This is a genomic window from Cupriavidus sp. MP-37 (assembly GCF_020618415.1).
GTDB lineage: Bacteria > Pseudomonadota > Gammaproteobacteria > Burkholderiales > Burkholderiaceae > Cupriavidus.
Map to the genome: position 1 here is coordinate 1775232 of NZ_CP085344.1, position 16373 is coordinate 1791604.

A 16373-nucleotide genomic window follows, 5' to 3' on the forward strand; every position below is an offset into this window, starting at 1 on the left:
GTGAGGGCAGGCGCTGGCATACCGACAGCTTCGCTTCGTCGACGCGCCGGCCCTCACCCCAACCCTCTCCCGCAAGCGGGAGAGGGAGCACACAGCGCGCGGAAAATTGCCGCGGCAGGACGAGACAGATGACAACTTCAACCACCTTGCCGGCCGCAAGCCCGGCCGCACCGCCCGGCGTCCGCCTCGACTGGACCCCGCTGGCGCTCGCCCCGCTGCTGATGCTGCTGGCCTTCCCCCTGATCGGCAGTCCCTCCACCTGGCTGACGCTGACCATTGCCGGCCTGGCGATGGGCATGATCATCTTCGTGGTCTCGTCCGGCCTGACGCTGGTGTTCGGCCTGATGGACGTGCTCAACTTCGGCCATGGCGCCTTCATCGCACTGGGCGCGTATGTCGCGGCCTCGGTGCTGCTGCCGCTGGCGGGCTGGGTCGAGGCCGACAGCCTGGCGCTGAACCTGTCGGTCTTTGCCCTGGCGATCGTCGCGGCGATGGTCGCGGCCGGCGCGGTCGGGCTGTTTTTCGAGCGCGTGGTGGTGCGTCCGGTCTACGGCCAGCACCTGAAGCAGATCCTGATCACGATGGGCGGCATGATCGTCGCCGAGCAGCTGATCAAGGCGATCTGGGGCCCGGAAACCATCGCGCTGCAGGTGCCCACCACCTTCCGCGGCGCGGTGCTGCTGGGCGACGCCGCGATCGAAAAGTACCGGCTGATCGCGATGGCGCTGGGGCTGGTGATCTTCATCGCCATGCTGCTGCTGCTCAACCGCACCCGCATCGGCCTGCTGATCCGCGCTGGCGTCGAGAACCGCGAGATGGTCGAGGCGCTCGGCTACCGCGTGCGCCGCCTGTTTATCGGCGTGTTCGTCGCGGGGGCGGCGCTGGCCGGGCTGGGCGGGGTGCTGTGGGGGCTGTACCAGCAGAACATCACCGCGGCGATCGGCGCGCAGGTCAATGTGCTGATCTTCATCGTGATCATCATCGGCGGGCTCGGTTCGACCACGGGCTGTTTCGTCGGCGCGCTGCTGGTGGGGCTGATGGCCAACTACACCGGCTTCCTGTTCCCCAAGGTGGCGCTGTTTTCCAACATCCTGCTGATGATGCTGATCCTGCTGTGGCGCCCGCAAGGGCTGTTCCCGGTGGCGCGGCGCTGAGGGCAACGACCATGATCCGACTTCTCTCCGGCGACCTGCCGCGCAGCCGCGTGCTGGCGGCGCTGTTGCTGCTGATCCTGGTGGCGCTGGCGTGCGCGCCGTTTGCGTTCCCCGGCGCGCGCGCGCTCAACATGGCGGCCAAGATCTGCATCTTCGTCGTGCTGGTGGCCAGCTACGATTTGCTGCTGGGCTATACCGGCATCGTCTCGTTCGCCCACACCATGTTCTTCGGCATCGGCGGCTATGGCGTGGCCATCGCCATGTCGCGCATGGAGCCGGGCTGGGGCGCATTGCTGGCCGGTACCGCCGGCGCGCTGGCGGTGTCGGCGCTGCTGGCGTTCCTGATCGGCTTGTTCTCGCTGCGGGTGCGGGCGATTTTCTTCGCCATGATCACGCTGGCGGTGGCCACCGCCTTCGCCACGCTGGTCTCGCAGCTGTCGGAGTGGACCGGCGGCGAGGACGGCCTGACCTTCAAGGTGCCCGAGGTGCTGCGGCCCGGCTTCATGCTGGCCGACACCGAATGGCTGGGCGTGCCGCTGAGCGGCAGGCTGCTCAGCTACTACCTGGTATTTGCCGGCGCGCTGGTGCTGTTCCTGGCGCTGCTGCGCATCGTCAACTCGCCCTTTGGCCGGGTGCTGCAGGCGATCCGCGAGAACGACTTCCGTGCCGAGGCGATCGGCTACCGCACCGTGGTGTACCGCACCGTGTCGACGGTGCTGTCGGCCATGTTCGCCACGCTGGCGGGCGTGCTGATGGCGGTCTGGTTGCGCTACAACGGCCCCGACACCTCGCTGTCGTTCGAGATCATGGTCGACATCCTGCTGATCGTGGTGATCGGCGGCATGGGCACGCTCTACGGCGCGGTGATCGGCACCGTGCTGTTCCTGGTGGCGCAGACCTACCTGCAGGACGTGATGAAGCTGGCCAGCGACGGCACCGCCGCGCTGCCGCTGCTGTCGGCGCTGCTGCACCCCGACCGCTGGCTGCTGTGGCTGGGCCTGCTGTTCGTGCTGAGCGTCTATTATTTTCCGCAGGGCGTGGTGGGGCGGCTGCGCGGCAGCGCGCCGGTCCAGGACATCGCCAGCTGAGCGGAGACTGCCCATGTACGTGATCGACTGGCTGCACCGGAACGCGCAGCATTTCCCCGACAAGGTCGCGCTGGTGGACGTGGAGAGCGGCCGCCACGTGACCTATCGCCATGTCGACGAGCGCGCCAGCCGCTTTGCCGAATACCTGCGCGACCATCTGCGCCTGGCACCGGGCACGCGCGTGGCGGTGCTGGCGCACAACAGCTCTGACTACCTCGAGATGCTGTATGGCTGCGCCAAGGCGGGCATGGTGATGGTATGCCTGAACTGGCGCCTGCCCGCGGCCGAACTGCTGCCGATCCTGCAGGATTGCACTCCGCAAGTGCTGGTGGCGGGCGACGGCTTCCTCGGCGTGGCGGCGGAGCTCGCCCGTGCCATGCCGTTGCGCGCGGTGCTGCACCTGGCCGATGACGAAGCCGCCGACGTGCCCGGCGGCTGGACCGAATATGAAGCCGTGCTCGATGCCGCGTCCGGACGCATCATCGAGATGCCGTGCCGCGACGAGCATGAAATCTGGCACCTGCTGTACACCTCCGGCACCACCGGCAAGCCAAAGGGCGTGATCCAGACCTACGGCATGGTGTTCTTCAACGCCGTCAACGCGATGCTGGCGAACCAGATCACGCGCGATGACGTATTCCTCAACGTGCTGCCGTTCTTCCATACCGGGGGGCTGAACCTGTACGCCAACCCGGTGCTGCACGCCGGCGGCACGGTGCACATCATGCGGCAGTTCGAGCCACAGGCGGTGCTGGCCCGGCTCGACCGCGGCAGCGGCGAGGGCATCACCATGTTCTTCGCGGTGCCGGCGATCTACCTGTTCCTGAGCCAGCATCCGCGCTTTGCCCAGACGGACTTGTCGGGCGTGCGCAATATGGCGGCAGGCGGCTCGCCGGTGCCGCGGCCATTGCTGGAGGCCTACCTGGCCAAGGGCGTGACCATCCGCTTCGGCTTCGGCATGACCGAGACCGGACCCACGGTGTTTGTTTGCGACGAGGACACCGCGCGCCGCAAGCTCGGCAGCATCGGCAAGCCGGTCGGGTCGATGCTGACCCGCATCGTCGATCCGCTCGGCGTGGAGGTAGGCCCTGGCGAGCGCGGCGAATTGCTGATCAAGGGGCCGGGCGTGACGCCGGGCTACTGGAACCTGCCCGAGGCCACCGCGCAGGCGCTGCGCGACGGCTGGCTGCATTCCGGCGACATCGCCTATTGCGACGAAGACGGCGACTACTACATCGTCGACCGCGCCAAGGACATGTTTATCTCGGGCGGCGAGAACGTCTATCCGGCCGAGGTCGAGAACGTGCTGTTCCAACTGCCGGGCGTGGCCGAGGCCGCGGTGATCGGCACGCCAGACCCGCGCTGGGGTGAGGTCGGCATGGCGCTGGTGGTGCTGCGCCCCGGTGCCGCGCTGGACGCCGATGCCGTGGTCGCCCACTGCAAGGCGCACCTGGCCGGCTACAAGGTGCCGCGCCAGGTGCGCTTTCTCGAGGCGTTGCCGCGCACGCCGTCCGGCAAGGTGGAAAAGCACAAGCTGCGTGCGGGCCTTGCCGGCAACAACGGCTGAGGCGCGCACCAGTTGTCGTGGTTCTTGACGTTGTACCGTTGTTCGCGGTCGCAGTCTTCGCAGCTTTCGCAGTCTTCCATCGACGTATGTCTCGACGGCCCCGGCACGGGGCGACAGAAGGAGGTTGACATGCAATCCACGCAGCATTCGCCGCGGTGGCACCGCGGCCTCAGGCTCACGGCACTGGCGGCGGCCGCATCGCTGCTGGCGGCCTGCGGGTCCAGCGACGACAACGGCAACGGCAACGGCGGCAAGCCCAATACCAAGCCCGCCTATATCGGCGCGGTCACCATCAACAGCTACGACGGCGCCACCGACGACCTGCTGACCGCGGGCCTCGGCAAGGACGGGCTGGCCAGCAGCACGGCACCGCTGCCGCTCAACCCGACCGCGCCGACCGCGGCCGAACTGCGGCGCTATGCGATCTATACCAACTACCGCGCCATCGTCGACACCAGCGCCGGCGGCGGCTATGGCTCGCTCTACGGGCCCAACGTCGATGCGCAGGGCAACGTCACCGCGTCGGAAGGCAAGGTCGCGGGCGTCGAGTACCTGGCGTATTCGGACGACGGCTCGGGCCAGCAGAACGTGACCATGCTGGTGCAGATCCCGACCACGTTCAACCCCGCCAGGCCGTGCCTGATCACCGCGACGTCGTCGGGCTCGCGCGGCGTGTATGGTGCCATCGGCACCGGCGAGTGGGGCCTGAAGCGCGGCTGTGCGGTGGCCTATACCGACAAGGGCACCGGTGCCGCGCCGCATGACCTCGATACGGACACGGTGGCGCTGATCGACGGCACCCGCACCACGCGCGCGGCCGCCGGCAACAACGCGCACTTCGCCGCGCCCGCCGGCGCCACCTCGCTGGCGGAATTCACTGCCGCCAATCCGCACCGGCTCGCGTTCAAGCACGCGCATTCGCAGCGCAACCCGGAGAAGGACTGGGGCAAGTTCACGCTGCAGGCGGTGGAGTTTGCGCTGTGGGCCATCAATGACCGCTTCGGCGCCGTGTCGGCCAACGGCACGCGCCAGCGCACGCTGGACCAGGACAAGGTGCTGGTGATCGCATCGAGCGTGTCCAATGGCGGCGGCGCCGCGGTGGCGGCCGCGGAGCAGGATGGCGGCGGCCTGATCGACGGCGTGGCGGTGGCCGAGCCCAACCTGAACATGCCGCCCAACACCGGCATCGTGGTGCGCCGCGGCGCGGCCCAGGTGGCGGCTTCGGGCCTGACGCTGTACGACTACACCACCACGGCCAACCTGCTGCAGCACTGCGCCGGGCGCGCCACCGCGCTGACCCAGGCGCCGTTCTACGCCAACCCCACCATGGCGCCGTTCTTCGCCGCGCGCTGCCAGACGCTGGCCGAGAAAGGGCTGGTCACCGGCGCCAACACGGACCAGCAGAGCGCCAGCGCGCTGCAGGCGCTGCGGGCCGCGGGCTGGGAACCGGAATCGGATGACCTGCACCCGTCGCTGGCTGCGTTCGACGTAGCGGCCGCGATCGCGGTCACCTACGCCAACGCCTATGCGCAAGCCAGCGTGACCGACCGCCTGTGCGGCTACAGCTTTGCCGCGACGCTGACGGACCTGAAGCCCGCCGCGATCGCGCCGGCCCCGCTGGCGTCGATGTACGCGACCGGCAACGGCATTCCGCCGCAGGCGCCGGTCCAGCTGATCAATGACCGCGATCCGCAGCACGGGCCTTACCTGAACCTGCCGTCCGTATCCGCCTCGACCCAGCGCGCCGACCTGAACTACGACGGCGCCAGCTGCCTGCGCAACCTGCTGACCGGCTCCGATGCGGCGGCACTGGCACTGCAGGCCGGCCAGGCGCTGACGCTGCGCAATGGCAACCTGCGCGGCAAGCCGGCGCTGATCGTGCATGGGCGCAGCGACGCGCTGCTGCCGGTCAACCATACCTCGCGCCCGTACCTGGGCCTGAACCGCCAGCAGGAAGGCGTGACCAGCAAGCTGTCCTACGTCGAGGTCGAGAACGCCCAGCATTTCGATGCCTTCATCGGCGTGGTGCCGGGCTACAGCAACCGCTATGTGCCGCTGCACGTCTACCTGAACCGGGCCCTCGACGCGGTCTACGACAACCTGACCACGGGCAAGGCGCTGCCGCCGTCGCAGGTGGTGCGGACCACGCCGCGCGGCGGCACCCTCAACACGCCGGCGCCGGCGCTGCTGCCGACCAACGTGCCGCCGATCGCCGCCACGCCGGCGCCCGGCAACGCCATCACCGTCAACGCCAATACCGTACAGGTGCCCGACTGATGCACGACGACCCGCCGCGCGTCCTGTCGCAACGCGATTTCGACCGCTTCGCCGCGCTGTCGCGCGACGATAACCCGATCCACTGCGATCCGGCCTTTGCCCGTGGCACGCATTTCGGTGCCACGGTGGCGCACGGCATGTTGCTGTTCTCGCTGCTGTGCGCGCACAGCGCGCGGCAGTTGCCGCGGCCGGCTTTGCCGGTCGCGCAGGCGCTGATGTTTCCCGCGCCGGCGTTCGTTGGCGATGCCGTGCAGTTCGGCCTGTCCCCGCAGCCGGCGCCGTCGGGGCTGACGGCCTATGCCACCACGGTGAGCAGTGTGGGTAACGGCCAGACGCCGCGGGTGACGGCCACCGGCGCATCGCGCTGGCTGGCGGACGCGAGTCCTGCGGCACTGGCCGGCCTGCCGGCGGGACCGGAACCTGCGGCCGAGGACGGCGACGCCGCCCTGTACGGCCTGCGTCCGGGCCAGCATGCGGCCGCCGTGCGGACCTTCACGGCGGCGGACCTGGACGAGTACATCGCGCTGACCGGTGACGCCAACCCGTTCCACGCCGATGCGGGCTTCGCCCGCGCGCGGGGCTTTGCCGGGCCGGTGGTGCCGCTGCCGTTGCTGGCGGGCATGTTCTCCGACCTGCTCGGCACCCGGCTGCCCGGGCGCGGCACCGGCTGGATGAAGCAGTCGCTGCGGCTGGCCGCGCCGGCCCGGCTCGATGAACCGCTGACGGCGCGGGTGCGGATCGTGCGGCTGCGGGCGGACAAGGAACTGGTCAACCTGGCCAGCGTGGTCATCGGCGCCGACGGCCGGGTGGTGGTGCAGGGCGAGTCGCTGGTGCTGGTGCGCAACCTGGCCGACAAGGCTGCCGACCGCGCGGCGTAATGGCGCGCGTACCGCGGGCATCACATGCCGGCGCGGCAGCATAGATGCTGCGCAATGCGGATTACGCGATTCCGCGCGGAATGCGGCCTTGAAATGTCACGGCAAAGCCTTATCTTTCGGTATGACATCGAGTGTCCGGCAGGGCATACGGGCGCGCCGGCAAGCGGCCGGCGCCAGCGCCCCCGCATCAGGACACGACCTATCCGAGAGAGGGAATCCTTATGCGTCTTGACAAGCTGACCACCCGGTTCCAGGAAGCGCTGGCTGATGCGCAAAGCCTGGCGCTGGCCAACGACAACCAATACATCGATCCGCAGCACGTGCTGCGTGCCCTGCTGGCGCAGGACGACGGCGCCGCCAAGGCGCTGCTGGCGCGCGCCGGCGCCAACGTGCAGGGCCTGCAGACGGCGCTGGACGCCGCCATCAAGCGCCTGCCGCAAGTGCAGGGCACCAGCGAGGTCCAGATCGGCCGCGACCTGGTGAACCTGCTCAATGCCACCGAGAAGGAAGCGATTAAGCGCGGCGACCAGTTCATCGCCAGCGAGCTGTTCCTGCTGGCCGTCGCCGACGACAAGGGCGATGCCGGCCGCCTCGCGCGCGAGCACGGGCTCAACCGCAAGTCGCTGGAAGCGGCGATCCAGGCCGTGCGCGGCGGCGATTCGGTCAACAGCGCCGAGGCCGAAGGCCAGCGCGAGGCCCTGAAGAAGTACACCATCGACCTGACCGAGCGCGCTCGCATCGGCAAGCTCGATCCCGTCATCGGCCGCGACGACGAGATCCGCCGCGCGATCCAGATCCTGCAGCGCCGCACCAAGAACAACCCCGTGCTGATCGGCGAGCCGGGCGTCGGCAAGACCGCCATCGTCGAAGGCCTGGCGCAGCGCATCGTCAATGGCGAGGTGCCCGAGAGCCTGAAGAACAAGCGCGTGCTGGTGCTGGACATGGCCGGCCTGCTGGCCGGCGCCAAGTACCGCGGCGAGTTCGAGGAGCGGCTCAAGGCGGTGCTGAACGACGTCGCCAAGGACGAGGGCCAGACCATCGTCTTCATCGACGAGATCCACACCATGGTCGGCGCCGGCAAGGCCGAGGGCGCGATCGACGCCGGCAACATGCTCAAGCCGGCGCTGGCGCGCGGCGAGCTGCACTGCATCGGCGCGACCACGCTGGACGAATACCGCAAGTACATCGAGAAGGATGCCGCGCTCGAGCGCCGCTTCCAGAAGGTGCTGGTCGACGAGCCGACCGTGGAGGCCACCATCGCCATCCTGCGCGGCCTGCAGGAAAAGTATGAGCTGCACCACGGCGTCGAGATCACCGACCCGGCCATCGTCGCCGCGGCGGAGCTGTCGCATCGCTATATCACCGACCGCTTCCTGCCCGACAAGGCCATCGACCTGATCGACGAGGCCGCCGCGCGCATCAAGATGGAAATCGATTCCAAGCCGGAGTCGATGGACAAGCTCGAGCGCCGCACCATCCAGCTGAAGATCGAGCGCGAGGCGGTCAAGAAGGAGACCGACGAGGCTTCGCTGAAGCGCCTGGAGCTGATCGAGCAGGAGATCGCGCGCCTGGAGAAGGAGTACGCCGACCTCGACGAAATCTGGAAGGCCGAGAAGGGCGCCGCGCAGGGCACGGCCGCGCTGAAGGAAGAGATCGAGAAGGTCAAGCTCGAGATCGCCAAGCTGCAGCGCGAAGGCAAGCTCGACAAGGTGGCCGAGCTGCAGTACGGCAAGCTGCCGGGCCTGGAAGGCAAGCTCAAGGCCGCGACCGATGCCGAGGCGCGCGAGCAGAAGCAGCCCAACAAGCTGCTGCGCACGCAGGTGGGCGCCGAGGAAATCGCCGAAGTGGTCAGCCGCGCCACCGGCATCCCGGTAGCGAAGATGATGCAGGGCGAGCGCGAGAAGCTGCTGAAGATGGAAGACCGCCTGCATGCGCGCGTGGTCGGCCAGGACGAGGCCGTGCGGCTGGTGTCCGACGCCATCCGCCGTTCGCGTGCCGGGCTCGCGGACGAGAACCGGCCTTATGGCTCGTTCCTGTTCCTGGGCCCGACCGGCGTCGGCAAGACCGAGCTGTGCAAGGCGCTGGCCGAGTTCATGTTCGATTCGGAAGAGCACCTGATCCGCATCGACATGAGCGAATTCATGGAGAAGCACAGCGTCAGCCGCCTGATCGGCGCGCCGCCGGGATACGTCGGCTATGAAGAAGGCGGCTACCTGACCGAAGCCGTGCGCCGCAAGCCGTACAGCGTGGTGCTGCTCGACGAAGTCGAGAAGGCCCATCCGGACGTCTTCAACGTGCTGCTGCAGGTGCTGGACGACGGCCGCCTGACCGACGGCCAGGGCCGCACCGTGGACTTCAAGAACACCGTGATCGTGATGACGTCCAACCTCGGTTCGCAGATCATCCAGTCGATGGCGGGCGAGCCGCAGGAAGCGATCAAGGGCGCGGTCTGGCAGGAAGTGCGCACGCATTTCCGGCCGGAATTCCTCAACCGCATCGATGAAGTCGTGGTGTTCCACGCGCTCGACCAGAAGCATATCGAGTCGATCGCACGCATCCAGCTGCAGCGCCTGCAGGCCCGCCTGGCCCGCATGGACATGACGCTGGAGGTCAGCGACGACGCGCTGGAAAAGATTGCGAGCGCGGGTTACGACCCGGTGTTCGGGGCGCGGCCGCTCAAGCGCGCGATCCAGCAGCAGATCGAGAACCCGGTGGCACGGGCCATCCTCGAAGGCAAGTTCGCGGCCAAGGACGTGGTGCCGGTGGATTATGCGGACGGCGAGTTCACGTTCGGGCGGAAGCTGGATTGATCCCCGCTGCGCCTCCCCGCAAGGGGGCGCCGACAAGCATTGCGAAACCATCCCTGCGCGAGCGCGCAGGGATTTTTTTTCATCGTCGACGCCGTGTAATGCGGTCCGCATGCGTGCAAATATTTCACGCGGCAATGGGTGGCGGGGCGGCGGCCGCCAAGGCATGGCAGGCCGGCACCGAGTGGCACGCTTTTCGCGTTGCAAAAGGGTTGAGTTTCCGTACAAGGCGCTGCGCCGACGCAGCCCGATCCCCCAGGAGCCCTTTATGAACGACAAGCCTTTCCTCACAGACGTCAAGACGCTGCGTGAGCGTGCCCGCCAGCACATCGATGAAGGGGCGGTGACCGCGGGCTATGCCGCCGATCGCGACACCGTGCTGAAGCTGCTGAACGACGCGCTGGCCACCGAACTGGTCTGCGTGCTGCGCTACCGCCGCCATTACTTCATGGCCAAGGGCCCGAACTCGAAGAGCGTGGCCGATGAATTCCTGGCGCATTCCAACGAAGAACAAGGCCATGCCGACCAGATCGCCGAGCGCATCGTGCAGCTGGGCGGCGAGCCTGACTTTGCCCCGGACGGCCTGACCAGCCGCTCGCATGCTGAATATGTGGCCGGCACCTCGCTGACCGACATGATCAAGGAAGACCTGGTGGCCGAACGCATCGCCATCGACAGCTACCGGGAAATCATCCAGTTCCTGGGCGAGCGCGATCCGACTTCGCGCCGGCTGATGGAATCGATCCTGGCCGTGGAAGAGGAGCATGCCGACGAGATGGCCGACCTGCTGAGCCGGCAGGGCGGCGGCTGATGCGATTGCCGCGCACTTGATATGGGTCAAGCCGCGGCGGCGGCCGGCCCGATAAGATCGGCCCTGTCATGGAGATGCGGGGGCGCTCTTCATGACTTGTCTACCCGTTTCCAGAATGGAAACTTCGCCCGCACCGGTTTGCCGGTGCGGGCGTTTTCTTTTGTGCGTGCCGTCGGAGCCACCTGCGCGCGCAAGCTTCCGTGCCGGCGCGTGCCCCAACGGGCATGCCCATATTTCCGCCGGATCTTATGCAGAAAACGGCGAAGGATCGGCGAAAGCCTTCGTTCCGTTCCGGTTGCCCCGTCGGTAGTCTTGCTCCTGACACAAGCCGGCCCCGCCAGGGCAGGCAATGCAAACAGGCGCACGGCGCCATTCACGACACTGACGGGAGCAACACAAGATGATCCGCAAACTGGCCATCGGCCTGGCTGTCCTGGCAGCAATCAGCGCGGCGCAGACCGCGAGCGCTGCCAACCTGCTGAACGTTTCCTACGATCCGACGCGTGAGCTGTATGTCGATGTCAATGCCGCCTTTGCCAAGGCCTGGAAGGCCCAGGGCGGCGACGCCGTCAGCGTGCGCCAGTCGCACGGCGGCTCGGGCAAGCAGGCGCGCTCGGTCATCGACGGGCTCGACGCCGACGTGGTCACGCTGGCGCTGGGCTACGACATCGACGCCATCGCCGAGAAAGGCCTGATCAAGCCGGACTGGCAGAAGCGCCTGCCGCACAATGCCTCGCCGTACACCTCGACCATCGTGTTCCTGGTGCGCAAGGGCAATCCCAAGGGCATCAAGGACTGGGGCGATCTGGTCAAGCCGGGCGTGCAGGTGATCACGCCCAATCCCAAGACCTCGGGCGGGGCACGCTGGAACTACCTGGCGGCGTGGGGCTATGCATTGCGCCAGCCGGGCGGCAACGATGGCAAGGCGCGCGAGTTCGTCGGCGAACTGCTCAAGCATGTGCCGGTGCTCGACTCCGGCGCGCGCGGCGCCACCACCACCTTTGTCGAGCGCGGCCTGGGCGATGTGCTGATCGCCTGGGAAAACGAAGCCATCCTGGCGATCAAGGAGCTGGGCCCGGACAAGTTCGACATCGTCGCGCCGTCGGTGTCGATCCTGGCGGAGCCGCCGGTGGCGGTGGTTGACAAGGTGGTCGACAAGAAGGGCACGCGCAAGGCGGCCGAGGCCTACCTGCAGTTCCTGTACACCGAGGAAGGGCAGGAGATCGCGGCGAAGAACTACTACCGCCCGATCTCGCAAAAGGTCGCGGCGAAGTACGCGGCCAATTTCCCGAAGGTGAAGCTGTTCACCATCGACGAGGTGTTCGGCGGCTGGCAGAAGGCGCAGAAGACCCACTTCGCCGATGGCGGCTCGTTCGACCAGATCTACCAGCCCGGCAAGAAATAAGAGCCCCAGACCGGCGGACCGGGCCGCGTGGGGCGGCCGCAGCGCCCGCCGGTCCATCAGACCAAGGAAGCCCGATGTCCATCCTGACGCTGTCCGGCAGCCCGTCGGCCCAGTCCCGCTCCGGTCTCGTGCTGGCGCACGCCCGCATCGAAGCGCCGCTCGACGCGGTGCCCGGCGCCTATGTCCGGCGCGCCGCCGCCACCGCGGTGGCCGAGCGATGTTCCGCCTGATCTGATGGATTGACCGCAGTGGCGCCGGCCCGCCCGGCGCAACGGCAGCGACGCCATGCCACCCGCCACGCGGGGCCGGCAGGGAGGCTGGCTGCCGTGACCATCCCGGACATCGATCTGGCCCGCAGCACCTCGGCGCGGGCCCAGGAGGACCTCACATGACAACAACCGACCCGCTGCGCACGGCAAACCAGCGCCGCCGCCTGGTTACCGCCGCGCTGGTGCTTGCCGCCGGACTGGCCTACGGCCTGCTGCCCGGCCGCGCCCAGGCGCAGTCGAACCATATCGATCCCAAGGTGCTGCGCATCGGCTACCAGAAGTACGGCACGCTGACGCTGCTGAAGGCGCGCGGCACGCTCGAGAAGCGCCTCGCGCCGCAAGGCATCAGCGTCAGGTGGACCGAGTTTCCGGCGGGGCCGCAACTGCTTGAAGGACTCAATGTCGGCGCCATCGACTTCGGCACCGTCGGCGAGGCGCCGCCGATCTTTGCCCAGGCCGCGGGGGCGCAGCTGGTCTACGTCGGCAACGAGCCGCCGGCACCGGTGGCCGAGGCCATCGTCGTGCCCAAGGGCTCGGCGCTGCGCTCGGTCGCCGACCTGCGCGGCAAGCGCGTGGCGCTGAACAAGGGCTCGAACGTGCATTACCTGCTGGTGCGCCAGCTGGAGCAGGCCGGCATTCCCTACAGCGAGATCCAGCCGGTCTACCTGCCCCCGGCCGATGCGCGCGCCGCCTTCGAGCGCGGCGCGGTGGATGCCTGGGTGATCTGGGACCCGTTCCTCGCCGCTGCCGAGAAGCAACTGGGCGCGCGCGTGCTCGCCGATGGCCGCGGCGCGGATGGCAGGAACGTGGTCAGCAACCACCAGTTCTACCTGGCCTCGCGCCCCTATGCACAAGCAAGGCCGGAGATCGTCAGCCTGATCCTGGACGAATTGGCCACGCTGGGCACCTGGGCGCAAAAAAACCCCAAGGAGGCCACCACGGTGCTGACCGGTGAAACCGGGCTGCCGGCCGATGTGCTCGCGCTTGCGGTCTCGCGCTTCTCGTACGGCGCGCGTCCGGTCAGCGCCGAGGTGCTGGCCGAGCAGCAACGCATTGCCGATGCGTTCCATGCGCTGAAGCTGATTCCCAAGCCGGTCAGGGTTGCCGATGCGCGCTGGAACGCGCCGCAGCAGCAGGCCCGGCGATAACACACCAGCGAACAAGAACAGGAGCACGACATGCAGGTATTCTGGTTTATCCCCACCCATGGCGACAGCCGCTACCTCGGCACTTCGGAAGGCGCGCGCGAGGTCAGCTTCGATTACCTGAAGCAGGTCGCCGTGGCCGCCGATACGCTGGGCTACGAAGGCGTGCTGATCCCGACCGGGCGCTCGTGCGAAGACCCATGGGTGGCGGCATCGGCGCTGGCGGCCGTCACGCAGCGCCTGAAATTCCTGGTCGCGGTGCGCCCCGGCCTGATGGCGCCGACGCTGGCGGCGCGGATGGCGGCAACCTTCGACCGCATCTCCAACGGCCGGCTGCTGATCAACCTGGTCACCGGCGGCGATACCGCCGAGCTGGAAGGCGACGGCCTGTTCCTGGACCACACCGCGCGCTACGAGGCCTCGGCCGAGTTCCTGCGCATCTGGCGCCAGGTGCTGGCCGCCAGCCATGACGGTGACAAGGTGGATTTCGAGGGCAAGCACCTGAGCGTGAAAGGTGCCACCGTGCTCTATCCGCCGCTGCAGCAGCCGCATCCGCCGGTGTACTTCGGCGGCTCGTCGGCGCCGGCGCATGCGCTGGCCGGCGAGCAGGTCGATACCTACCTGAGCTGGGGCGAGCCGCCCGCTGACGTGGCGCAGAAGCTCGACGACGTGCGCCGGCAGGCCGCGCGCCATGGCCGCACGGTGAAGTTCGGTATCCGCCTGCATGTGATCGTGCGCGAGACCGAAGCCGCTGCCTGGGCTGCAGCGGACGACCTGATCAGCCGGCTCGATGACGAGACCGTGGCGCGTGCGCAAGCCGTGTTCGCCAAGATGGATTCCGAAGGGCAGCGCCGCATGGCCGCGCTGCACGCCGGCGGCACCCGCCGCACGCGCGAGGCGCTGGAGATCAGCCCCAACCTGTGGGCCGGCGTTGGCCTGGTGCGCGGCGGTGCCGGCACCGCGCTGGTGGGCGATCCGCACACCGTGGCCGAGCGCATGCGCGAATATGCCGAGTTGGGCATCGATACCTTCGTGCTGTCCGGCTACCCGCACCTGGAAGAGGCCTATCGCTTTGCCGAACTGGTGTTCCCGCTGCTGCCGCGCTCGGTGCGCGACAAGCTGCCGGGCAGGGTGCTGTCGGGCCCGTTCGGTGAAGTCATGGCGACTGGCATCGTGCCGCGCGCCGCGCAGAGTTGAGGGGACGGCAAGCATGAACGCTCCTCTGTTACTACCGTCGCGCCAGGCACCCCGGGCACTGGCGCGCGCGCTGGCGCCGTGGATCGTGCCGGTGTTGCTGATCGTTGCATGGCAACTGGCCTCGCAGAACGGCTGGCTCTCCAGCCGCGTGTTGCCGGCCCCGCTGGCCGTGGTGCAGGCCGCCTGGGAACTGGCGCGCTCGGGCGAGTTGTGGAAGCACGTAGGGGTCAGCACCTGGCGCGCGCTGCTGGGGTTTGCCATCGGCGGCGGGCTGGGCCTGCTGCTGGGGCTGCTGACCGGCACCTTCCGCAGCGCCGCCACGCTGCTCGACAGCACGCTGCAGATGGTGCGCAACATCCCGGCGCTGGCGCTGATCCCGCTGGTGATCCTGTGGTTCGGCATCGACGAGACCGCCAAGCTGTTCCTGGTGTCGCTGGGCGTGTTTTTCCCGGTGTACCTGAACACCTACCACGGCATCCGTTCGGTCGATGCGGGGCTGGTCGAAATGGCGCGCAGCTACGGCCTGTCCGGCTGGCAGCTGTATCGCGAGGTGATCCTGCCCGGCGCGCTGCCGGGCATCCTGGTGGGGGTGCGCTTTGCGCTCGGGCTGATGTGGGTGGTGCTGATCGTCGCGGAAACCATCTCCGCGCAGTCGGGCATCGGCTACATGACCATGAATGCGCGCGAGTTCCTGCAGACCGACGTGGTGCTGGTCGGCATCCTGCTGTACGCGCTGCTGGGCAAGCTGGCCGACTGGCTGTCGCGCGGGCTGGAGCGCTACTGGCTGCGCTGGCACCCCGGCTACGCCGCGGCCTGAGCGGCGCGGCATCCAATCAAGGCAAGGAGAGCGAGATGCAGATGTATCCGGTGGAACAGGCGGCCCTGGCCGAGCTGGAAGCGGGCCTGGCGCGGCGCCAGGCCACCCCGGCGGCGGCCGCGGCGCCCGAGGCGCCTGGCAAGGCGGCGGGCGGGGTGGCGCTGCGCGTGAGCCAGGTGGTCAAGCGCTACGACGGCCGCGCGGTGCTGCACGACGTGGCGCTCGACGTCGCGCCGGGCGAGTTCGTGGCCATCGTCGGTCGCAGCGGCTGCGGCAAGAGCACGCTGCTGCGGCTGGTGGCCGGGCTGGAAGCGGCCGATGGCGGCAGCATCACGGTCAGGGGCGAGGCCGTTGCCGCGGGCCGCGCGCGGGCGGCCGACGTGCGCGTGATGTTCCAGGACGCGCGGCTGCTGCCGTGGAAGCGCGTGCTGGACAACGTGGCGCTGGGCCTGCCGCGGGCACGCCGCGCCGAAGCCGCCAGGGTGCTGGCGCAGGTAGGCCTGGCCGAGCGCGCGCAGGCGTGGCCGGCGCGGCTGTCCGGCGGCCAGCGCCAGCGCGTGGCGCTGGCGCGCGCGCTGGTGCATCACCCGCAGCTGTTGCTGCTCGACGAGCCGCTGGGCGCGCTCGATGCACTGACACGCATCGAAATGCAGGCGCTGATCGAAGCGCTGTGGCGCAGGCTGGGCTTTACCGCGCTGCTGGTCACGCACGACGTGTCCGAAGCGGTGGCGCTGGCCGACCGCATCGTGCTGATCGAGGACGGCCGCATCGCCATGGACACGCGCGTGGCGCTGGCGCGTCCGCGCGAACGCGGCACCGCTGGCTTTGCGCAACTGGAGGCCGAGGTGCTGCAGAGGGTGATGCGGCCGTCGCCAGCTGCGGCCGGTGCTGCCGGTGCGCAGCCTGCCGCGCCAACTGCGGTGGCGCCGCTGAATGTGAGCTGGGCGGCCTGACGGCA

The 16373-nt window shown here is 68.6% G+C and carries 13 protein-coding genes; all 13 read left to right on the top strand.

Translation table 11 applies throughout. From position 1 onward, the window contains the following. Positions 1-128 precede the first annotated feature (128 nt). The 13 genes from LIN44_RS08345 to LIN44_RS08405 all read left to right on the top strand — a co-directional run bounded on the left by LIN44_RS08345 (position 129) and on the right by LIN44_RS08405 (position 16368). Positions 129-1154, top strand: a complete 1026-nt coding sequence (locus LIN44_RS08345; RefSeq protein WP_227314290.1) for a branched-chain amino acid ABC transporter permease — start codon at positions 129-131, stop codon at positions 1152-1154. Between the two features lie 11 nt (positions 1155-1165). After that, positions 1166-2242: a branched-chain amino acid ABC transporter permease gene (locus tag LIN44_RS08350; protein WP_227314291.1), complete on the top strand. Its 1077-nt coding sequence runs from the start codon at positions 1166-1168 to the stop codon at positions 2240-2242. Positions 2243-2255: 13 nt separating this feature from the next. Further along, positions 2256-3809: a long-chain fatty acid--CoA ligase gene (locus LIN44_RS08355; protein ID WP_227314292.1), complete on the top strand. Its 1554-nt coding sequence runs from the start codon at positions 2256-2258 to the stop codon at positions 3807-3809. A gap of 129 nt (positions 3810-3938) precedes the next feature. Continuing rightward, entirely contained in the window at positions 3939-6086 is a 2148-nt protein-coding gene (locus LIN44_RS08360; RefSeq protein WP_227314293.1) for a D-(-)-3-hydroxybutyrate oligomer hydrolase, read from the top strand. Then, positions 6086-6964 carry a MaoC/PaaZ C-terminal domain-containing protein gene (locus tag LIN44_RS08365; RefSeq protein ID WP_227314294.1) on the top strand — a complete coding sequence of 293 codons (879 nt, stop codon included), beginning with the start codon at positions 6086-6088 and terminating at the stop codon, positions 6962-6964. The genes LIN44_RS08360 and LIN44_RS08365 overlap by 1 nt, the downstream gene beginning before the upstream one ends. A gap of 221 nt (positions 6965-7185) precedes the next feature. Further along, positions 7186-9774 carry an ATP-dependent chaperone ClpB gene (gene clpB, locus LIN44_RS08370; RefSeq protein WP_227314295.1) on the top strand — a complete coding sequence of 863 codons (2589 nt, stop codon included), beginning with the start codon at positions 7186-7188 and terminating at the stop codon, positions 9772-9774. Between the two features lie 265 nt (positions 9775-10039). Continuing rightward, entirely contained in the window at positions 10040-10582 is a 543-nt protein-coding gene (locus tag LIN44_RS08375) for a bacterioferritin (RefSeq protein ID WP_092308920.1), read from the top strand. Between the two features lie 400 nt (positions 10583-10982). Next, positions 10983-11987, top strand: coding sequence for a sulfate ABC transporter substrate-binding protein (locus LIN44_RS08380; RefSeq protein ID WP_227314296.1), 1005 nt, complete (start codon positions 10983-10985; stop codon positions 11985-11987). A 74-nt stretch (positions 11988-12061) separates the two neighbouring features. Then, positions 12062-12217 (top strand): hypothetical protein, encoded by a 156-nt coding sequence (locus tag LIN44_RS08385; protein ID WP_227314297.1) that lies wholly within the window; start codon positions 12062-12064, stop codon positions 12215-12217. Between the two features lie 158 nt (positions 12218-12375). Then, complete coding sequence (locus LIN44_RS08390) at positions 12376-13404, top strand: sulfonate ABC transporter substrate-binding protein (protein ID WP_227314298.1); 1029 nt, start codon at positions 12376-12378, stop codon at positions 13402-13404. A 30-nt stretch (positions 13405-13434) separates the two neighbouring features. Then, entirely contained in the window at positions 13435-14598 is a 1164-nt protein-coding gene (ssuD, locus tag LIN44_RS08395) for an FMNH2-dependent alkanesulfonate monooxygenase (RefSeq protein WP_227314299.1), read from the top strand. A gap of 13 nt (positions 14599-14611) precedes the next feature. Next, complete coding sequence (gene ssuC / locus LIN44_RS08400) at positions 14612-15415, top strand: aliphatic sulfonate ABC transporter permease SsuC (protein WP_227314300.1); 804 nt, start codon at positions 14612-14614, stop codon at positions 15413-15415. A 35-nt stretch (positions 15416-15450) separates the two neighbouring features. Beyond that, positions 15451-16368, top strand: coding sequence for an ATP-binding cassette domain-containing protein (locus LIN44_RS08405; RefSeq protein ID WP_227314301.1), 918 nt, complete (start codon positions 15451-15453; stop codon positions 16366-16368). Positions 16369-16373: the final 5 nt, after the last annotated feature.